A 21,422-nucleotide genomic window follows, 5' to 3' on the forward strand; every position below is an offset into this window, starting at 1 on the left:
CTCTATGCTTTTTGTGCAATAGGATATATACTTAATATATGGAATTATGAGGATAAATATATGAAATTGTGGAATTATCAGCGCTTAAACCGGATAATTGCTGCATTTATCCTACTGTCAGCTTTAGCCGTTGTAGCGCTATTTTTTTCCAAAAACTATCTTCAGCCCAACTTCGCTATTTATGATCTTAACGAGGGCTGGGACATATCCTTAAATGGTGTTAAGCAGAGCTCAACCTCTCTGCTTGATTCGAATGTAGGCGTTATCGGAGCTGGTGACGTTATCACCATCAGCCGGACTATCCCGGATTTTGGGCTTGATAGTCCCTGCGTTTGCACAACCAGTATCCATGCAATGATAGATGCCTATCTTGATGATACACTTATCTATTCCTTCGGCCGTGACTATCTTTTTGCCGAAAAAACTGTCCCCAAAAAGACAAATTACTTTCCTCTGGGTCAGGATTATGCCGGTAAAAAACTGACTATCGTTCTTTCTGGTTCCAGAAGGGATACTTTTACCGGTGTTTCTCCCGTTACAGTTGGAGAGAGAAACGATCTTCTGTCCAGTCAGATCATCAAAAACCGCTACAATATTTTGGCCGGGATGTTCCTTATAATCCTTGGTCAGGTTCTCATGGTGCTTTCTCCCTATATGATCGTCTACCATAACAATGATTACAGACTGTTCTTTAGCGGATTAGTATCATTGTTGTTTGGCATCTATACCTACTCCTTCTACGGACTTATTGACTTTATATGTGACAATCCCAATGTCAACACCATCTGTGAATACTCATCACTATACAACATTCCTACAGCAATCCTTGGATATCTTATGTCCGTTTATCACGGAAAACTCAAAAAAGTGTTCAGGCTCCTGTTTTGTGGGAATATTGGCGTGTTTCTGACAGTGTTTTTCTTATGCGTTATGGGAAAATATCGTATATTTGAATTCACAGTTCTTTTGCATGGAATGGCCATGTCCGAAGCTGTATTTTCAACAATTGTCATCGTAACGGATGAGTTCAAAAAAAGGAAGGAGAAAGGACACTGGGTCTTCACCTCCGGAAATGTTTTTTCTATTGGACTTATTTCCTTCATGGCTTTGTCACTTGTGGATATTGTCCGGTATAACTATGCCAAATACTTTGGTTCAGGAGGCGAGCCGGCATCAACTATAGACGGTTTTGTTCTGGGTTCAATTTTCCTGGTTTCCAGCCTTCTTATAAGCTACATACTTTACATCATCTATAATTCAGATCTTGATTCCATGCAGAACAAGATCGCATCCCTGGCCTACACCGATCCATTGACAGGCCTAGCTAACAGAGCAAGGTGCGAGCAGGTGATGGATATGCTTTCTCAGGAGCATATTGCCTATACCATAATCAGTCTTGATCTGAACAAGCTCAAGGAAGTAAACGACACTCTTGGACACCATGAGGGTGACAGGCTTCTTCAGGGCTTTGCCACCATATTGTCTGACTCCTTCATGGATGCTAATCTCGTCGGAAGAATGGGCGGAGATGAATTCCTTGTCATCATGACTGAAGAAAGAGCCCTAAATACAACCAGAAGGATCCATGATCTTTACTCAATGATAAACGACTGGAACCGAAAAGAGCAGATGTTCCAGTATAGCGCTTCCTATGGCTATGCTTACAGCTACGAGGTTCCAACAGGTTCTGCCCAGGAAGTTTACATGCTTGCTGACAACAGAATGTATGAGATGAAAAAAGAGCACCACAACGGCAGGTACAAGGGGGTGGTAAAGAATGCGTAAACTCCTCACCTTCCTTGGATCAGCCCTGTTTATAATGCTTGCCCTTTTGTTCCTGTCCATCAGGTTTTTCAGCTTCACCCCTAAGTACCCGATAATACGTCTTGAAAAAGGCTGGACAGTAACCTATCACAACCAGCAATTCCTTAACACAAATCTGGAGTCCATGGGAACCCAGACCGGACAAACCTTCTCGAGAGGCGATGTTATTATACTGTCCCTTGATCAGCCCCTTCCGGATATGAAGGTTCCTTTCCCATACCTGTTTTTCAAGACCCAGTACTGTGGCTATGAAGTCCATTTGGATAACGATCTTTTGACCAGTGCACACCTGGAAAACACCAGAGACAGTCGCTTTGTAGGAAACGGCTACAATTTTATCCCTCTTTCAACTGATTATGCAGGGAAAAGAATCTTCATCAAGTTATACGTCACTGAAAATGGCACCAAGGCCGATATCATTACACCTATGATGGGAGATTTTGAGGATCTTTACAGATACCTCATTACCTCAGCAATATTCCCCTTCGCCACAGGTCTTTTCCTGATCCTGTTCGGTACAGTATTCCTGATCATTTCACTGCTGTTCTCAATGAGATCCTCAGGACTGTCCACCCAGATCCTTTGTTCCTTCCTGACCATGGCCCTAGGATTCTGGATGCTGGCAGCCTACGACATGTTTGACTTCATATTATCTGCTCCGGTTGCTACCACTTTCGGTTACTGCTTCCTGTTCCTTATTGTTCCACTGATGTACATGATCATTTGGAACCTTCACAGGAGAAGCAAAAACACTGTACTGGTGATACTCACCCTGTCATCAACTGCCTTTTCACTGCTGTTCATGGGGCTTCACTTCTTTGGCATTGTACATATCAATCACTTCCAATATTCTTACTACCTCGTTGCCGTTGTGGGACTTGTAGTGCTGATAGTCTATGAATATGTGGATATTAAGAGCAAGGTCCGCAACTACGCCGTAAGGATACTCATGGCAGGACTGATAACACTTGCTTTATCACTTATCGTTTATGTTATCGCCGCCATGACTCAGAAGGTCGCAGACTACAGGCAAAGCTTTGTACTCACCAATTCCGTACCTGTAGGTGCCATTTTCTTTGTATTTGCGCAGCTTCTTAACTACTTTATCTTCATGACCCACTCCTTCGCTCAGAAGAAGGAATATGCTGCCCTTACAAAAATTGCTTACATTGACAATCTCACCGGACTTTCAAACAGAGTAAGATGCGATGAGATGATGTTTGAATTCAATAAGCTCAAAGAGGATTTCTGTATCATCAGTCTTGACCTTAACGGACTAAAGGAAGTTAATGACAACTCAGGTCATCCGGCAGGAGACAGGCTTCTTAAATCTTTTGCCGATACCCTTGCCACAGTATTCGCAGACAAAGGCTCCTGCGCAAGAGTAGGGGGCGATGAATTCCTGGTTCTCATAAAATCCATAGAAAAAGAGGAGCTTGATAGTCTGCTTAGGGAACTTGACAGGAGGCTTTTGATCCTGGATGAAGAAGACCAGGAGATAAACCACAGCGTATCCTACGGATATGCCTACAGGCATGAAACAGAAGAAAAAGATACTCACGCAGTAAGTATGCTTGCAGATCAGAGGATGTACGAATACAAGCGTGAGCATTATGCACACATGATGGCAAGATAACGAAAATAAAAAAGATGCGCAGCAAGGAACTCTTGCGCGCATCTTTTTTATTATAGTCAAATTAGTATGCTCTTCCCCAGTAAACCATCTTCTTAGCTGGCTGTCCACACATTACGCATGTGTCTGAAAGGTTTTCCTGCTCGAAAGGAATGCATCTGCTGGTAGCTGAGAACTCCTCTTTTACCTTCTCCTCACACTCAAGGCATCCACACCACATAGCCTTTACAAAGCCCTTGGTCTCCTTGAATGCCTCAGCAAACTCCTCTTTGTTGTGAGCTGCAAAGGTGTGCTCCTCAAGGTGCTTCTTTGCTCTATCAAACATATCCTTCTGGATCTGGTCAAGAAGCTCTCCAACCTTTGCTGGAACTTCAGAAATTGCACACTCTGTCTTTTCTCTTGTGTCTCTTCTTACAAGTACACACTTACCTGCCTCAAGGTCCTTAGGTCCGATCTCAACACGTACAGGGATTCCTCTCATCTCCTGCTCAGCAAACTTAAAGCCTGGAGTTCTGTCTGTATCATCAGTCTTTACCCTGAAATCTGAAAGGCTCTTCTGAATATCGTAAGCTGCCTCAAGAACGCCTTCTTTCTTCTGCTGGATAGGAATTACAACTACCTGGATTGGAGCGATCTTAGGAGGTACTACAAGTCCTGAGTTATCACCGTGTACCATGATCATAGCGCCAATGGTTCTTGTGGTAAGTCCCCATGAAGTCTGGCATACATAGTGAAGCTGATTATCTTTTCCTGCATACTGGATGCCAAATGCCTTAGCAAAGCCGTCGCCAAAGTTGTGGCTTGTAGCAGACTGAAGAGCTCTTCCATCGTGCATAAGAGCCTCAACTGTATAGGTAGCCTCTGCTCCGGCAAACTTTTCTTTATCTGTCTTTCTTCCCTTTACAACAGGGATAGCCATGTCGTTCTCAAGGAAGTCAGCGTATACATTAAGCATCTGCTGTGTACGCTCCTCAGCTTCCTCCATGGTTGCATGTGCTGTGTGGCCTTCCTGCCAGAGGAACTCACGGCTTCTAAGGAATGGTCTTGTCTCCTTCTCCCAGCGAACAACGCTGCACCACTGGTTCAGCACCTGTGGAAGGTCCTTATATGAATGGATCTCTCCCTTATAATAATCGCAGAAAAGAGTCTCTGATGTAGGACGTACACAGTATCTCTCTGTAAGTGGCTCAAGTCCGCCATGTGTTACCCATGCTACCTCAGGTGCAAATCCTTCAACGTGATCCTTCTCCTTCTGAAGAAGTGACTCAGGAATGAACATAGGAAGGTATGCATTCTGTACCCCTGTCTCCTTGAATCTGGCGTCGAGGTGCTTCTGGATAAGCTCCCAGATTGCATATCCGGCAGGCTTTATAACCATACATCCCTTGATATTGGAATAGCTTACCAGATCAGCCTTGATACATACGTCTGTATACCATTGTGTGAAATCCTCATCCATTGATGTGATCTCAGCAACTAATTTCTTATTTTCTGCCATTTTATTTCTCCTTTTCTTATCAGAAAAATTCTAGAGTCAAAAGCTAGTGTTGTCAACCCTGACGGTTAAGATTACTTTTCCTTATTACTCTCCCACATATCTTGATTCATCCCTGTCATTGTACTTGGAAAGAACGATCTTTCCCGCTTCCAGTGTTGCAGGAACGTCAATAACTCTCTGATTTGATGAGCCCCTGAACCGGAGCATAAGGTTCTTTTGCTCCTCTATGAATTCTCCATCCACCAGCACATCCAGCATTCCTAGGATAGCCTCAGTATCCTCTCCGTGACAGCGCTTGTTGTTCTTATCCGTCAACTCCTCCCAGGTGTAACCTGAGTATATCCAGATGGTTGCCTTTGGAACTTCTTTTTTTATCCGCTTCAAAAGAGGTCTGATCTCCTTCTGGTTCACTATTTCCATGGGTTCTCCCCCAAGGATAGTGAGTCCATCTATGTACCCAGGCTTAAGGGATTCAATGATCTCGTCCTCAACCTCTTTTGTATAATCTTCTCCATAGTTAAAGTCCCAGGTCACCTCATTAAAACACCCCTTACAATGATGGGTGCAACCCGAAACAAAGAGGGCTGTCCTACAGCCCACTCCATTGGCAACGTCATTATAGTAAACTTGTCCGAATTTCATGACTCTCCTTTTGAAAACAGGGCCGGATGAGCTCCGACCCTGTTCCTTTATATATAAATACTTTTTCAAAAACCCCCAGCGAATACCTACACGGGTTCGCCAAACTAATTTATCAGCAGGAAATCTTTGGATTGGACATGTGGAGAACTCTCTCCTTGATCTCCTGTGTTCTGCCCTGATTCCAAAACTGTGTTCCGATGTAACCACAAGTACGTCTTGCTACATTCATCTTGTTCTGATCTCTGTTTCCGCAGTTAGGGCACTCCCAGATAAGCTTTCCGTCTGTATCTGTAACGATCTTGATCTCTCCGTCATATCCGCAGCACTGGCAGAAATCTGACTTAGTGTTAAGCTCTGCGTACATGATGTTGTCGTAGATGTACTTCATTACAGAGATAACAGCCTCGATGTTGTTGTTCATATCAGGAACCTCAACGTAGCTGATTGCTCCTCCGGGTGAAAGAGCCTGGAACTCTGCTTCGAACTTAAGCTTTGTAAATGCATCTATCTGCTCTGTTACATGAACATGATAGCTGTTTGTGATGTAGTTCTTGTCTGTAACATCAGGAATAATTCCAAATCTCTTCTGAAGAGCCTTAGCAAACTTGTAGGTTGTAGACTCAAGTGGAGTTCCGTAAAGGCTGAAGGAGATGTTCTCCTTTGCTCTCCATGCTGCGCACTTGTCATTAAGGAACTGCATTACCTTAAGCGCAAAGTCCTTACCTCTTGGATCTGTGTGGGATACGCCCTTCATATATCTTGTACACTCGCAAAGTCCTGCGTAGCCAAGAGAAATGGTTGAGTAGTTACCGAAAAGAAGTGGATCAATCTTTTCACCCTTCTCAAGACGGGCAAGAGCTCCGTTCTGCCAAAGGATAGGTGCCACATCAGAAGGTGTGCCAAGGAGTCTGTTGTGTCTTGCCATCAGTGCTCTGTAGCAAAGCTCACATCTCTCCTCCATAAGCTGCCAGAATCTGTCCTCATCCTTAGCTGATGAGCAAGCAACGTCAACCAGGTTAATGGTTACAACACCCTGATTGAATCTGCCGTAGTACTTGTGAGTTCCCTCGACATAGTTCTTAGCCTTTGCCTTGTTTCCCTTATTGCAAAGACCTTCTGCGAGAGCCTCGTTGTCAGGAGTAAGGAATGATCTGCATCCCATGCAAGGATAAACATCGCCCTTTTTGAGCTCTTTCATCTTCTTGGCTGAGATGTAATCAGGAACCAGTCTCTTAGCTGTGCACTTAGCTGCCAGCTCTGTCAGGTACCAGTACTTGGAATCCTCATGGATGTTGTCCTCATCAAGTACGTAGATGAGCTTAGGGAATGCAGGAGTGATGAGCTGTCCCTTTTCATTCTTAACACCAAAGATACGCTGCTTGAGCATCTCCTCGATGACCATTGCAAGGTCATCTCTCATCTGACCCTCCGGAACCTCGTCCAGATACATATATACTGTAATGAAAGGTGCCTGACCATTTGTGGTCATAAGGGTGATAACCTGATACTGGATAACCTGGCATCCTCTCTCAATTTCTTTCTTAACTCGCATCTCTGCGATCTCGTTTACCTGCTTCTTGTTGATCTTCATACCGGCAGTCTCAAACTCAAGAGCAACTTCCTTGCGGAATTTCTGTCTGCTGACATCAACAAAAGGAACCAGGTGTGAAAGGGTAATGCTCTGTCCGCCGTACTGTGAGCTTGCGATCTGAGCAATAGCCTGTGTTGCGATATTACAAGCAGTTGAAAAGCTCTTTGGGCGCTCGATCATGGTCTCTGAGATTACTGTTCCATTAAGAAGCATATCCTCCAAGTTTACCAGACAGCAGTTGTGCATGTGCTGTGCAAAGTAGTCTGCATCGTGGAAGTGGATAAGTCCCTCCTCATGAGCCTTAACTACGTCATCAGGCAAAAGAAATCTCTTTGTGATGTCCTTTGATACCTCACCTGCCATGTAATCCCTCTGAACAGAGTTTACTGTAGGGTTCTTGTTGGAATTTTCCTGCTTAACTTCCTCGTTGCTGCACTCTATAAGAGACATGATCTGCTCGTCAGTTGTGTTGGACTTTCTGACAAGAGCATGCTTATAACGATATGTGATGTATTTTCTGGCAACCTCATACTTGCCGGACTTCATAAGGCCATCCTCAACCATATCCTGGATTTCCTCCACGCTGGCTGCACGAGTAAGAGATGCACACTGCTTCTCTACTGACCTTTCAATATCACTGATCTGGCCATCTGTAAGTTTCTTCTCTTCAGTAACCTCGTTGTTGGCCTTTTCAATAGCGGCTATGATCTTACTTCCGTCAAAAGTAACTTCTTTACCGCTTCTCTTGATGATCTTCATAAAAACCTCCCAGTTCCTTCACTTCAACCCACATAAGAATCTTAAACAAAAGAGTAGCCACAAGAATCACAACATCTTGTGGTTACAATAATATAATAATACATTATATTGATAATTTCAAGCCTAAATATTTCTTATCTCTTCCAGGCGCAAATGCAGTCTTTTCAAGTGTTCCAGGGTTTTTCCCTCTCCAATTTCCTTTCCAGAGAAAAAATATTCTGTATTTCGTAAACACAATATGTTGTGTTCTTCGTCAAGATCTTTATCAGCATCTGGTGCAACCTGAAGTCCTAAAACATCAGCCAGATGCCTTACTGTGCCCTTATTTCCGTCCACCAGAAGAACATTATCTCCAAAGTACTTCCTGTAGGCCGGCTTAAAATAATTAAAGTGAGTGCAACCAAGGACCAGGGCACAATATTTATCCTTATCAAACTGTGAAAACTGCTCCCTTATATAGTCTTCAACAGCTTCCGACTCAAACTCTTCCCTCTCGGCAAATTCCACAAGCTTGGGCATTGGGAGAAGGTCCACTCTGTGATCCTCATCAACTCTGTGAAGCAGGTCCTTAAGCTTGTCCTCCCTGATTGTGACAGGGGTTGCTATGACCATGATCCTTTTTTCTTCAGTGCCTTCAACTGCAGGCTTTACAGCAGGCTCCATTCCCAGTATTGGAATATTATAGTTCTTTCGAAGCTCCTTAACAGCAACGCTTGTAGCTGTATTACAAGCTATCACTATGGCCTGAGCCCCTTTTTGCAAAAGAAATTCTGTTATCTCCTGTGCATATCCCAATATCTGCTCCGGGGTCTTAAGCCCGTAAGGAACGTGATCTGTATCTGCATAGAACATGAATTCCTGCCCGGGAAGCTGATGGTAGGCTTCATGAAGTACGGAAAGCCCGCCAATCCCGGAATCAAAAATTCCTATCTTCATATGTCTTTTCTCCTGGTTATGTTACAATAAGGTCATGAATGAAAAGATCTTAGATGAGCTTCAAAAGCTTTACGACAACAACAAAATAGGCGCACTGGTGCAGGAAATCTGCGAATACTACGCAACCAAGGGTGGCTACGAGGACGGCTCCTACGAGGATGAGATTGAGCCTCCGGAAATAGTGGAGTCTGCTTACATCCTTTTCTGCCTCCAATGCAGAGAGCAGATCCTTGATGAATTTAGCATCGTCAGGAAGAAGTACCCTGAGCTATACACCTGCGTATCGGAACTACATTCCACCCTGCTAGTAAACATGGACTACCGCTCCCTTGAGGAAAAGAGTGCCCTGGCAATCTCTCAGCATGTACCTGATACCAGCATAGAGGACATCCTCTCCCAGGTTGAAACCAGTGTGCGTTCCAGCGAAAGCCTTTTAGAAGCTATCGATAAGTTTTATAAGTGGCTCCACACAAGAAGCCGATAAACCACCGCTCAAAAGACCGGTGGTTTTACTTTTCTTTCAGATATTTCATTGAGGCATAAACCTGCTGCCCCTCATATTCCACCAGTGCCCAGTGGCCATCCTCTGCTAGTGCGATCCTTTTAAGCTCTGTTCCCTCATTAACTGCGGTAATGATAGTACTGCTGGTGTCAGGACCGGATCTAAGGTTCAAAGAGGAAGCTCCTGAAACCACTACTGTGTCATTCTTTTCTGTGAATCCTGCAGGAACTGCCGAAACTACCGTCTGTACTTCGTCAGGGTCTTTAGCAAGATATCTGTCGAAGACCTTGGTCTTTACCACCATGGCGATAAAGAGAAGAATAACAATTCCGGTGATTATGGACGCGATTCGAACCACCAGCTCCATGTTGACGCCCCTTCCGGATTCCTCTTCGTCGGAATACTCCTCATCGTCATATTCCTCATCATATTCCTCTTCATCGTCGGCATCTTCCCCACGCTGCTCGGCCTCCTCAGCCTTCTGTCGCTCGTGGATATACTCCTCTCGCTCCTCCTCATTGAGGAACTTAAAGGGATCTTCTATCTCGATCTCCATAGTCTCTTGAGTCACCGGTTTTCCAATCTGAGTATCCTGTGTCACCGGCTCTTTTGGCCTTTGCTCCTTTATGGGTTCAGACTTTTCATCGATATTTTGTTTGACATCTCTTTTACGATAATCTTCTATGTTCGTGATCTTGTCTGCCAAAACAATTCTCCTTAAAAAGTGCTGGCTATTAAGCCAGCACCTTGTCAATTATTCCCTGTAATTTTGCCTTGTTAAGCGCACCAACAGCTGTCTCAACGACCTGTCCATTCTTGAAGAATGCAAACATCGGAATTGACATTACATTGTACTTCTGTGCGATGTCAGGTGACTGATCCACATTAATCTTTCCTACCTTGAGCTCCCCTTCATACTCCTCAGCGAACTCATCAACCATAGGAGCCATCATCTTGCAGGGGCCGCACCAGTCTGCAGAAAAATCAACCAGAACCGGCAGTTTACTGTTAAGAACTTCTTCTTCAAAATTTTGACTGTTCAGTGTGTAATCCATTAATTACTCCCCTTTCTGCTTATAATATACTTGTAAATTGGGTTGCCCATTTGTGAAAACTTCTCTTCATACTCCGTCATAACATTTCCCTGATTCATGGTCTCATCGTTATGAAGATCGTATGTTACGGCGTCCAGCGTCCATCCTGCCGGCTCAACTTCCTCCAGGGCAAACTGGAAGAGATCCCTGTTGTCTGTCTTAAACTCAACAACTCCCTCTGGAACCAGGATCTTGTCGTACCTTCCGAGAAACTCTCTTGAAGGAAGACGCCTCTTGGCGTGTCTGTCCTTTGGCCAGGGATCTGAGAAGTTCAGGTAGATCTTCTCTACTTCAGAGGGCGCGAAGACTTCACTTATAGCCTCCGCATCCATCCTTATAAAGATGATGTTTGGTAAAAGAAGCTGTTCCTGCTTTTGTATCGCACGAAGAAGGACACTTGAATATTTCTCAATCCCCACGTAATTGATATCCGGATGAAGAGCAGCCATATCCATAAGGAAGCGCCCCTTACCCATTCCTATCTCAATATGTATTGGATTGTCATTTTTAAATACCTCTTTTTTCCAGAGGCCTTTTTTCTTCTCCGGGTCCTTAACGGTAAAAGCACTGTCAGCAATTACCTCTCTTGACCCTGCGATGTTACGTAAACGCATTTGTCTTCTTTTCTTTCTGCCTGCTAATAATACTATATTAAATTATACAGTATTTGCCCCAAGTTTGGAAGTATTGTATTATAAGCATACTATGAAGTCTTTTCCTAAAATATACTTAAAAAATATTATACTTGTGGTGTGTCTTAGCCTTTTGTTTGGCACTACCTCCTATGCAGCTACCGACTATGCACAGGAAGCACAGCTGCGAAAAGAGCTACCGATCCAGACTAACGATATTTCCGGCTGGCCCCATGGTCCCGAGATCACTGCCCAGGCAGCCATAATAATGGAAGCAAACACAGGAACTATCCTGTATGCAAAGAATATCCACGAAGAACTTTTCCCAGCCAGCACCACCAAGATCATGACCTGCCTTCTAGCAGTTGAAAACTCCAGCCTTTCTGATGAAGTAACCTTTTCAAATGAAGCGGTTTTCAGCGTGCCAAAGGGTGGTTCAAATATAGGAATGGATGTCGGACAGTCCATCACCATGGAACAGGCCCTTTATGGAATCATGGTCGGCAGTGCCAATGAGGTGGCAAATGCCGTGGGAGAGCATGTAAGTGGCTCCATATCTGACTTTGTTAAACTCATGAACACCCGCGCCAAGGAGCTTGGATGCACCAATACCCATTTTGCCAATACCAACGGCCTTCAGGCTGATGACCATTACACCAGCGTCTACGACCTGGCCCTTATCTCAAGAGAGTTTTTCAACAACGAGCTTCTTTGTAAGGTTGGAAACACTGCAAGATATCACTTTACAGCTACAGCCACCCAGCCCGATGACTTCTATCTGAACAACAAACACAAACTAATTAACGGAGAGATTGCCTATGAGGGAATTCTTGGAGGAAAAACCGGATATACTGATCTTGCCAGAGAGACTCTTGTAACCTGCGCTGAAAAGGACGGTCTAAAGCTTATCTGCGTTGTATTCATGGAGGAGTCTCCTGCACAGTTCACTGATACCGTAACACTTTTCGACTATGGCTTTAACAATTTCCACGCTGTAAATGTGGCTGATAATGACTTTAGATATATGCCTGATGACTCTTTGTTCTTCGAATCAGACAATGATGTCTTCGGAAGGTCCGGTACTATCTTAAAGCTGGGAAGAACAGATTCCATCATTCTTCCTAAGACTTCATCCATAGAAGATACGGATTATGAGATTCTTTACGACCTGACTGAGGATGAAAAGAGCCAATTCCCAACTGCCATTGCAAGGGTTGCATACAGTTACAGTGGCGTTCCTGTAGGAAATGCCTATGTATGTTACTCCAAGTCATCAGCAGAAAATAGCGCAGAAACCGTAAACAGCAATAGGACCATTTACATCAATGTAAAAATATTGGTACTCGTTGCCGTCATCCTGGTAATAGCCTTCTCAGTACTGGGTTCCGTTTTGACCCGTGTCCTTTCCGGAAGAACTCACTCCAGCAGAAGCGACAGACTAAGATACAACCGAAGGAAAAAAGAATTCAACCACGGAAAATTTAAATCCGGAAAGTTCTAAAATCAAAAGAACCGGCCTGGGGCACTCAAAGCCCTGAGCCGGTTTTACTTTGCTTAAACAAATTTTCTTACCTTAACAAATAGTCTTCCCTTCCTGGTAGTTCCGGAAGGTCCGTCATAGATGAATTTCCCATGACCTCTTACCGAAACCCTGGCGCCAACCTTCAGGTCATATCCTCCGCTATAGGCTGTTCTGCCATCAATAAAAACCGACTCACTTTCAATGAGCTTTTGGGCCTCTGACCTGGAAAGGTGATAGACAAAGGCAAGGATTGCATCGGTCCTTTCAGATGCAACACTTCCTGAAATCTCTTCAAACTCAGGTCTGATGTCACATTCCGAAGGATTGACTACCTGGCACTTTACAGAAGTATGCCTGATGCGGATAAGCTCCTTGCATATCATCTGGGACATTTCCTTCGTTGCAAATACATAGGCTTCGTTTGTCCCGGAAAGAATATCTCCAATCTGGTCCCTCTCGATTCCAAGATTCATAAGGGAGCCAAGATAATCCCTGTGATTTAGCTCATCAGCAAATTTGTTATTAACAGGCGTGATCCTGATACATTCTAAAACGGAGGGCTCAGTCTTTTCTGCTAAAAGAAATCCTTCCTCATCCAGATAATCCGGAAGAAAAACCACCATAGCTCTTTCTGCATCCTCAAAGCCGCCATATATCAGGAATCTAGCTCCGCAGTACTCATGGACATTTGCAGAAATCCCTTCTGATGCCAGAATCTGAAAGAAGGTATTCAGTTCAGATACGGACAGAAAATCAGTATGCGTCACAAAGCTGTTATTATATGCTCTTGTTGCCAGGTCCCTGACTCTTCCCGCCAGGAAATCTCTGCTTTTTTCTTCCACGAAAAATTCACCTCCGATTTTCTTAAAACATTATACTCTAGCAAGCGAAAAACTCCTAATCTCGGACGGTAATCCAAGATCAGGAGTATCTCAAAGGAAAATGTTTAGTGTATTATGAAAGGAGAGTATTAGCAAAATTAAAGGAGTTTCTCAACGCAGCCAGCTACATTCTTCATATCTTCAGTTGGCTCGAAGCGTGCTACAACGTTTCCGTCTCTGTCTACAACGAACTTTGTGAAGTTCCACTTGATGTCAGGATTGTTCTTGTAATCCTTATCAATCTTCTTGAGCATAACGTTCATTGCAAGAGCCTTTGGTCCCTTTCCAAATCCTTCAAAGCCCTTCTGGCTCTTAAGGAAAGCAAAAAGAGGAAGCTGTCCCTCGCCGTTAACATCTGACTTCTTCATCTGTGGGAACTTTGTATTGTAGTGAAGCTGGCAGAACTCGTGGATCTCTTCATCTGTTCCCGGTGTCTGACCTGCGAACTGGTTGCAGGGAATATCAAGAACCTCAAAGCCCTGATCGTGGAATTTCTCATACATGTCCTCAATATCCTTGTAGTGAGGAGTAAATCCACATCCGGTTGCAGTGTTAACTACGAGTACAACCTTTCCTTTGTAGTTATCTAAAGAAAAATCATTTCCCTGTGCATCAGTTACAGTGTAATCATAAAAGCTCATGTTCTTTCCTCCTTATATGTTTTGTGAGTATACATAGACAAGACTCGGAAATGTAAACATTTCCTCGTTGGCGATACTCGCCAAATGAAATGGGATAAATGTGCATGTATTCATGCAAGCATGATACTTGCATATTTATCTCATTTCGCTTGTCTCTGTATACAATCATATTGTACACAATTTAAAATGTCAATACCCTGTTGCAAAATTTTTTCCAGCTTATATGATTAATCTATGAGCAACTACATCGTTTTTGACCTGGAATGGAACCAGGGAGAGGCTCCGGTCACCCAAAATGGTAAGACTCTTACCTTTGAGATTGTAGAGATCGGCGCCGTAAAACTTAATGAAAAAAGGGAAAAGACCGGAGAGTTTTCCTGTCTGATAAAACCACAGGTTCATCGGCACATGCATCGCATAACCGGTAAGCTTATTCATCTTTCTATGGAGGATCTGGACAAGGGAGATACCTTTGAGAAGGCTGCAAAAGACTTCCTTTCCTGGTGTGGAGAGGATCCGAAGTTCTGTAGCTGGGGCCCACTTGACCTTACAGAATTCCAGAGAAACCTGGATTTCTTTGGACTGCCTCTTTTATCTGACAGACCTCTGGCCTTTTATGACGTGCAAAAATTATATAGCCTTGCCTATGATGATGGAAGATCACGACGTTCTTTGGAAGCAGCAATAGACGAACTGAACCTTGAAAAAGGTATTCCTTTTCACAGAGCTTTGGCAGATGCTGAATACACAGCTAAGATCTTTCAGACCTTCAATGAAAGAATACTGACCAAAGTCTCTTTTGACACCTATGTCACTCCCAAGACCAAGAGCCAGGAGATCCACATAGTTTTTGACAACTACGAGAAATATATCTCCAGAGAGTTTAACAGTAAGGAAGATGTTCTTGAGAACATGGAAGTCATGAGTACAAGGTGTTACCTATGCCACAAGAATATCAAAAGGCAGGTAAAGTGGTTTTCTCCAAACGGCAAACACTATTATGCCGTGGCCTACTGCGATATGCACGGTTTCATGAAGGCGAAGGTCCGGATTAAGAAAGCTGAAAACGGAAACCTATACGTGGTAAAGACCTGCAGATTCATATCCCCTGAGGATGTGGAAGACATGAAAAAGAAACAACGGAAAGTAAAGAAAAGGCAGAACCCATCATAATTGCGGGTCCTGCCTTTTTTCATTAGTATGTAAGTGCATCTGTCCAGTAGTTCTGACCATAGATATCTGTGAATCTGTAGGTCATAAGTACATCCCCGTCTCCCACAGGGAGATTCTGGATCACCATATCTGACATATCCCCTTTAACTGTAAGGGTGTCACCGATATAGTAGCTTGCCTGATACTGTTTGTCGTATGTGTAGTAGTCGCAGATGAAATCAATCTCATCACCCTCTACTATTTCTGCAAGGTTCTTTGCGATAGTGTCTGTCTCACCTTCTACGTAGTCGTAACAAGCTCCGGCCACATAGCCATCCTCATGCTCTGAATCAAATACAAGGATAAGGTTGCATCTGTCGCCATTGAGCTCACAGGGAACTCTTGCTGAAATGCAGTAGTCATCTGCTGTTCCCTGGATGTCCAGAGTGTAGAAAGCAACAATCTGTCCATTGATAGCAGGCCAGGTCTTGTCGCTTTGAGCGATGAGATTTCCCTTATCATCAAACTCCATAATGTTATCAAGACCAAGATTTAAGTATCCCTCGCCGTCATCATAGAACTCGTTGAGGCGAAGATCCTCTACCATTGCCCACTGCTCAGGGGAAAGACTTATCACCTCATCTCCCTCTTCATTGGTGGTCCAGGTAAGGGCTGAAGAATCAAAGCTATGACTTGCTATATACTCAGAAGCTTTTTCTATATCAAGGCTCTTTCCAAGGAAAGAAGTATTTGATGGAGTAAGTCCTGAAATAGAGCTAAAGTCACTGGACATAAAGGTTGTAAGGAGCTGAGCCACCAGTTCTGTTGATGATCCGGCTGAGCTTCCTGAAGAGGATCCACTCATTCCGCCAAATAGTGATGGCATAGCGCTTCCTGTACCGCCTGATGCAACCTGTCCGGCAACACCCATGGAAGCAAAGCTCTGAATACACTTAGCATAGTCCTCATCCATTCCGATATCCTCATAGGTATCAACCATTGTGTCTACCTTGTTGGTCTTTGAATAAGGGAAATAGATGGAAAGGCCATAGGCATTAGTCATATTGGAGCTGGTCCTGTTATATTTGATGGAACTCTTTAATACCTCTGCCAGCTCTTTTGCTTCCTTAGTTCCCATGCGGTTTGCAAAATCTACAAGGTCAACCTGATCGATCCTGGAGGAGGTTGCAAACTCCCTGGTACTGCTTCTTGCAGTTGATACTGCCTGGAAGTCGTTTGAGTTTATCATCTCTGATGTGTCCTTGGAAAAGTCTGCCAGCTCTGCAGGAACTGTCTGGGACAGCTCACAAAGGTCTACCAGAGAAAGAGTGGTCTTTTGTCCCGGGCACTGCTGTGCACAAGCCTGGCTGAAATCATCAATTATGTTCTTGCCAATCTGAACAGTCTCCATGGAAGTGTTCTTTCCAAGGGCTGTGAGCCAGTTTGTGTAGTACCAGCCGATACCAGGCTCTGTCTCCTCTGAGGAAACAAGATAATCTGCATAGTTTGAAACCACAAGGGCATTTTCAACAGTTGCCATAAGACAGGTGTCAAAGCCCACAAAATCAAAGGTAACTCCGCTGTCCTTAAGGGCCTTATTGATTCCTGCAAGACTCATGGAACCTGCTGTAGGGAATCTCTCATCATAGCCATATCCGCCTGTTGATCCGCCGCCGTGATTCCAGAAGATCAGGATATTCCTGTTAGCAGGGAACTTATTAGCTGCCCAGCCGATGAATCCGGAAAGCGTCTCGGGCTTAGTCATAATGGCATTTCCAAGATTATCCTGTAAAAGCTCAAGCTTTCCATTCTTTACCTGATAGATCTGATTGGTCTTACTTGATACCACATTGTTCTGCCACTGCTTTGCTCCACCGGTGTAAACAATAAGGTTGATATTCTCACCAAGGTCTGCAGCAAGCATCTCCTGAAGATCCCTTGAAGCCATTCCGCTTCTGGACTCAAGATCAGCTCCGCACATATATACCATGATCGTTACGATATCCTGACCGTTACCCTTTATGACAGTTCTTTTCTCCCTTGCTGCTGAAGAAACAGAAGTGTCAAGCTTGCCGGTATTGGCTGTATCGCTCCAGGCTGCATTTGCTCCGCTGCTTGCACCGGTGTAGGAACCATAGCCGCCTCCAAGAAGTGAACCAAGCATGGACATACCTGAACTCATTGAAGAGCTTCCTGTTGTTCCGGTGCTGGTACTGGTCTGAGTCTGAGGCTGGGTCTGAGTTGTGACCGTACCATAATCAGACTGGGTATCTGTGTCCCCAAGACCTCCACCAAGGAATGATGTCAGTCCGCCACCACCTCCAAGGATAACAACCAGGGCAATTACTATAAGCATAATAGGGCTCATTCCACGGGATCTCTGAGGGCCACCTCCTGAGGGAGCGCCGCCGGATGGAGTTCCAGGGGCATGATCGTCGCTACTTCCCACAGGGCCGCCACTTAAGGCTTCGCCTCTTTTGTGGACGCCGGATCCTCCTGTGCCTACATTCTTTTTTCTACCAAAGGGCCTGTCTTCCATAACAATCCTCCCAACAAAAAAGTAAGATAGATAGTTTTACCTATCTATCTTACCACTTAAATGCTGCGTTTTACAGTTCAAGGCTTCCTGAACAAATGAGTTTTCCTGATCTTCTGTCAAAGAGAAGAATGTCTTTTCCACTTATATTGATCTTCTCTTCCTGACCGATCTGATAGATCACGCCACCAAAGATAACACTGGTAAGAAGGAACTCTCCAACCTTGAGCTTAAGAGTTGACTCCATTCCTGTAGGCATTGCGCCATAAACAGTTGTGTCGATCTTACCATTTGCATCGATATCGATTGCTTCAGGTCTGATTCCGATTACGAAGTCCTCATCAGTGATCACAGGCTCGTCCATGATGGAATCATCCTGCTCCTCAACCTTCTGGATATGGTACTTAAATACTTCGTCCTTGTTGCTCTTTTCAACAGCGCCCTTCTGCTGGAGTCTCTGGCGCTCAAACTCAGCCTTGTCAGCAGCTGCCTTATCTCTTTCTTCACGCCAGTTTACAAGATCTATCTTCTCTGTAGGAACAAATTTTGCCTTGATTCCTCCAAGGATGTCAACTGCAATACTTCCGTCGCTCTGCTGAGTTCCCTTTGCATCTACGAAGTTCATGGAAGGATTTCCAACGAAGTCTGCAACAAAGAGGTTTGAAGGTCTGTTATAAACCTCAAGTGGTGCTGCGTACTGCTGAAGAACACCGTTACTTACAAGGCAGATCCTTGTTGCCAGTGTCATAGCTTCCATCTGGTCATGAGTTACGTATACAAAGGTTGAACCTGTCTCTACATGGAGTCTCTGGAGCTCGTATCTCATCTCAAGGCGAAGCTTTGCATCAAGGTTTGAAAGTGGCTCATCCATGAAGAGAACCTGTGGCTCCGGAGCAAGGGTTCTGGCGATGGCAACTCTCTGCTGCTGTCCGCCGGAAAGCTCTGCAGGGTATCTGTCCATGAACATTCCGATCTTAACGATCCTTGAACATGCTCTGACCCTTGAGTCGATCTCTTCCTTGGAGAGCTTTCTGTTCTCCAGTACTACCTGTCCGTTCTTTGTTACTTCGAACTTCTCGTTAAGTGCTTTTCCCTCTTTTTCATAACGGGCTTTAATTCCTGAAAGCTTGCTCTCGTACTCAGCAAGCTTTGTCTTTGCAGTCACAGTTGGATCTGCTGCTGTATGTATCCCTATTCCAAACAGCTCTTTTGCTGTATAGATTGACAGGTTGTAGTTGTCGATGAGCTTAACGTATGCCTTGTTCTCGTCAAGCTTTCCGTTCTTATCCCTGCATTCCTCTATTATCTCTTTTACCTTGTTGCCGTTAGCAAGGGCTCTGACCATGTCAGCTGTCTGTTTGGCTTCAACGTCCAGTACAGGCATCTCCTCATGGATATTCTTAAGACCAAAAGAGATGTTCTCGTAAACTGTCATGTTTGGCCAAAGGGCGTAGTTCTGGAAAAGGAATCCAACCTTACGCTTGTTGGCAGGCACATTGATTCCTGCGTTTGAATCAAATACCACCTTGTCTCCGATGGTGATACGACCTTCAGTTGGAGTCTCAAGTCCTGCGATCATACGAAGGATTGTTGTCTTTCCACAGCCTGATGGTCCCAGAAGTGTGATAAAAGAATTGTCGGGGATATTAAGGCTTACATTGTCTACACCAAAGAATTTTCCCCAGCGCTTTGTTATATTTTCTAAGATTATTTCCGGCATGATCACTTTCCTCCTATGCCACTGTCAAGACTTGCGCCTGTCAGTTTGTTTACTAATGTGTTGAATACCAGGATCGTAACGATGAGGATCAGGTTGATGGCACTTGAGAATGCGTAAAGACCCATCTCATCGAAGTAGTCCAGTGTTGTTGAAAGGATAAAGCCCTGTGTGCAAAGAAGCAGGAACAATGACAGCTCACGAAGGCAGGTCATAAATGGAAGAAGATATCCGCTTATGATGGAAGACTTCTGGATCGGAATGATGATCCTTGTCATTCTCTTTATCCATGATGTATTCATGATTATTGCTGCTTCCTCCAGCTCGTTGGAGATCTGGAGCATGGAGTTAAGGGAACTCCTGGAAGCAAATGGTATGTATTTAACTACACCTGCAATGATCAGCAGTGTATATGTATTGAACAGATTGATGTGCTCGTTGGAGAAGAGGATGAAGAAGGCTGCACCAACTGCGATTGATGGCATAAGGTAAGGAAGGAATGCCACATTGTTTACGTAGTTTGCCCACTTGTTTCTTCTCTTTTTAGCTACGGCATAACCGATGAGTGTACCGATTGTTCCTGCGATAAGTGCACAGACAACTGCCAGGAACAAGGTTCCGAAGAAGGCGTGCCAGATTGTGTTGTTGTACAGGATACCGGGCTGACCGTACATGCCGTTCTCTGTAATGTTCTCGTTTGTTACCCACCATTTTGTTGTCAGGTGTGCCAGGTTTCCTGTGTACAGGAAGCTGTAGTCACCTGGGTTAGGCAGGAAGGTCTCCAGTGCGAACAGAAGGATTGGCCAGATACTTGTAAAGAAAGTAATGATTATGAAGATGATTCCCACAATGTACTTTCCGGCTTTTCCGATGGAGAGCTTTGTGAGCTGACCGGACTTACCTGTTACTGTGGTGTAGTTCTTACGGCTCTTTAAGCTCATCTGGTTCATACCAAGGATCAGCACTCCGAATACCATCATGATGATGGCCAGGATAGAAGCTTCACCTGTGTACTTACTGTTCATGGAGATGTACTTGGTTGAAAGTGTTGTAAGGTTTAAGTAATGAGGAACAGGATAGCTTCCCATTGCGCTTCCGAAAACAAGAAGGATCGTTGAAAGGATCGCAGGCTTGATCATTGGAAGTGTTACCTTAAACATTATCTTCCACTTTGGTGTATCGAGGATTGTTGCTGCTTCCTCAAGGTTTGCATCCATGTTCTTGAAGATTCCGCCGATGAGGATGTAAGCAAAGGGTGCGTAGTGAAGGCCAAGAACCATGGCACTTGGGAACACGCCCTGACACCACCAGTGGGGGAAGTAAACATGGAAAATAGCTGCAAGAAGCCCGTCTGAAGTTCCCGTAACCTTGTTTGAGTAGAACATGTGCTGCCAAACAACAGCCAGTGTCCACTGAGGCATGATATATGGGAAAATGAAGATTGAACTTAAGTACTTCTTGAACTTCATATCAGTCCTTGTTACCAGGAAAGCAAAAAGTCCACCGAACAGGATTGAAATGAGGCAGGTTAATACTGAAAGAATTACTGTGTTTAAAAGAGGTAACCAGAGATTTGTCTTTGCAAGTCTGCTGGTAAAAAGATCTATGTAGTTTACTATTGTGTATCCTGTAACCCGACCGGTTAAGTGCTGGTCAATGGTTCCGGGATGGATACTGAAGGTATCCTTAACGATTGCGACGATAGGTGCGACCGTACTGAAGGTCAGAACAATCCCAAACAGCAAAAGTATAATGTTCTGAGGTTGGGAAAACCATGTCTTTACCTTATTCTTGAAAATCGCACTTTTGTCTGGTTTTGCGATTGTCTGCATGTTGTCTCCTTTGAGCATCCCTTTATTTGG

17 protein-coding genes are annotated in these 21,422 nt (G+C 44.3%); 5 read left to right on the forward strand and 12 right to left on the reverse strand.

Translation table 11 applies throughout. The annotated features are described in order from the left end of the window. Positions 1-60 precede the first annotated feature (60 nt). Together BO18_RS07505 and BO18_RS07510 are read left to right on the forward strand one after the other, a co-directional pair. Positions 61-1,785: a GGDEF domain-containing protein gene (locus tag BO18_RS07505; protein WP_034445022.1), complete on the forward strand. Its 1,725-nt coding sequence runs from the start codon at positions 61-63 to the stop codon at positions 1,783-1,785. After that, the gene (locus BO18_RS07510) at positions 1,778-3,460 is read left to right on the forward strand and encodes a GGDEF domain-containing protein (protein WP_034445024.1); all 1,683 of its coding nucleotides are present in this window, start codon (positions 1,778-1,780) and stop codon (positions 3,458-3,460) included. Before BO18_RS07505 ends, BO18_RS07510 begins: the two co-directional genes overlap by 8 nt. Before the next feature lie 61 nt (positions 3,461-3,521). Here the strand turns inward: BO18_RS07510 and proS are convergent, their stop codons facing one another. The 4 genes from proS to murI form a co-directional block, all read right to left on the reverse strand. Further along, on the reverse strand, positions 3,522-4,955 hold the full coding sequence (gene proS / locus BO18_RS07515) for a proline--tRNA ligase (protein ID WP_034445026.1): 1,434 nt from the start codon (positions 4,953-4,955) through the stop codon (positions 3,522-3,524). 84 nt (positions 4,956-5,039) lie between these two features. Beyond that, complete coding sequence (gene nrdG / locus BO18_RS07520) at positions 5,040-5,597, reverse strand: anaerobic ribonucleoside-triphosphate reductase activating protein (protein ID WP_034445028.1); 558 nt, start codon at positions 5,595-5,597, stop codon at positions 5,040-5,042. Positions 5,598-5,709: 112 nt separating this feature from the next. After that, the gene (gene nrdD / locus BO18_RS07525; protein WP_034445031.1) at positions 5,710-7,947 is read right to left on the reverse strand and encodes an anaerobic ribonucleoside-triphosphate reductase; all 2,238 of its coding nucleotides are present in this window, start codon (positions 7,945-7,947) and stop codon (positions 5,710-5,712) included. Between the two features lie 123 nt (positions 7,948-8,070). After that, entirely contained in the window at positions 8,071-8,883 is an 813-nt protein-coding gene (murI, locus tag BO18_RS07530; RefSeq protein ID WP_034445033.1) for a glutamate racemase, read from the reverse strand. Between the two features lie 34 nt (positions 8,884-8,917). Between murI and BO18_RS07535 the strand changes: the two genes are divergently transcribed. Continuing rightward, positions 8,918-9,367: a hypothetical protein gene (locus BO18_RS07535; RefSeq protein WP_034445035.1), complete on the forward strand. Its 450-nt coding sequence runs from the start codon at positions 8,918-8,920 to the stop codon at positions 9,365-9,367. A gap of 25 nt (positions 9,368-9,392) precedes the next feature. Here BO18_RS07535 and BO18_RS07540 read toward each other — a convergent pair whose 3' ends face one another. The 3 genes from BO18_RS07540 to trmB are packed head-to-tail and all read right to left on the reverse strand — an operon-like array spanning position 9,393 to position 11,129. Then, the gene (locus BO18_RS07540; protein WP_034445036.1) at positions 9,393-10,091 is read right to left on the reverse strand and encodes an SH3 domain-containing protein; all 699 of its coding nucleotides are present in this window, start codon (positions 10,089-10,091) and stop codon (positions 9,393-9,395) included. A gap of 28 nt (positions 10,092-10,119) precedes the next feature. Continuing rightward, positions 10,120-10,440: a thioredoxin gene (gene trxA / locus BO18_RS07545; RefSeq protein WP_034445038.1), complete on the reverse strand. Its 321-nt coding sequence runs from the start codon at positions 10,438-10,440 to the stop codon at positions 10,120-10,122. Continuing rightward, positions 10,440-11,129 carry a tRNA (guanosine(46)-N7)-methyltransferase TrmB gene (gene trmB, locus BO18_RS07550; RefSeq protein ID WP_255350949.1) on the reverse strand — a complete coding sequence of 230 codons (690 nt, stop codon included), beginning with the start codon at positions 11,127-11,129 and terminating at the stop codon, positions 10,440-10,442. The genes trxA and trmB overlap by 1 nt, the downstream gene beginning before the upstream one ends. 115 nt (positions 11,130-11,244) lie before the next feature. Here trmB and BO18_RS07555 point away from each other — a divergent pair, with 115 nt between their 5' ends. Beyond that, positions 11,245-12,612 (forward strand): D-alanyl-D-alanine carboxypeptidase family protein, encoded by a 1,368-nt coding sequence (locus BO18_RS07555; RefSeq protein ID WP_242856530.1) that lies wholly within the window; start codon positions 11,245-11,247, stop codon positions 12,610-12,612. A gap of 53 nt (positions 12,613-12,665) precedes the next feature. Here BO18_RS07555 and BO18_RS07560 read toward each other — a convergent pair whose 3' ends face one another. Further along, positions 12,666-13,475, reverse strand: coding sequence for a YlmH/Sll1252 family protein (locus BO18_RS07560; RefSeq protein WP_051688565.1), 810 nt, complete (start codon positions 13,473-13,475; stop codon positions 12,666-12,668). A 137-nt stretch (positions 13,476-13,612) separates the two neighbouring features. Then, positions 13,613-14,155 (reverse strand): glutathione peroxidase, encoded by a 543-nt coding sequence (locus BO18_RS07565; protein WP_034445044.1) that lies wholly within the window; start codon positions 14,153-14,155, stop codon positions 13,613-13,615. Positions 14,156-14,389: 234 nt separating this feature from the next. On the opposite strand from BO18_RS07565, the gene BO18_RS07570 reads away from it, so the two are divergent. Further along, entirely contained in the window at positions 14,390-15,328 is a 939-nt protein-coding gene (locus BO18_RS07570) for a 3'-5' exonuclease (RefSeq protein WP_034445046.1), read from the forward strand. Positions 15,329-15,350: 22 nt separating this feature from the next. Here BO18_RS07570 and BO18_RS07575 read toward each other — a convergent pair whose 3' ends face one another. The 3 genes from BO18_RS07575 to BO18_RS07585 form a co-directional block, all read right to left on the reverse strand. Next, positions 15,351-17,846 carry a clostripain-related cysteine peptidase gene (locus BO18_RS07575; protein WP_034445048.1) on the reverse strand — a complete coding sequence of 832 codons (2,496 nt, stop codon included), beginning with the start codon at positions 17,844-17,846 and terminating at the stop codon, positions 15,351-15,353. Between the two features lie 70 nt (positions 17,847-17,916). After that, the gene (locus BO18_RS07580) at positions 17,917-19,563 is read right to left on the reverse strand and encodes an ABC transporter ATP-binding protein (RefSeq protein WP_034445050.1); all 1,647 of its coding nucleotides are present in this window, start codon (positions 19,561-19,563) and stop codon (positions 17,917-17,919) included. 2 nt (positions 19,564-19,565) lie between these two features. Beyond that, positions 19,566-21,392, reverse strand: a complete 1,827-nt coding sequence (locus BO18_RS07585; protein ID WP_034445051.1) for an ABC transporter permease — start codon at positions 21,390-21,392, stop codon at positions 19,566-19,568. Positions 21,393-21,422 lie beyond the last annotated feature (30 nt).

Source organism: Butyrivibrio sp. AE2032 (genome assembly GCF_000702965.1).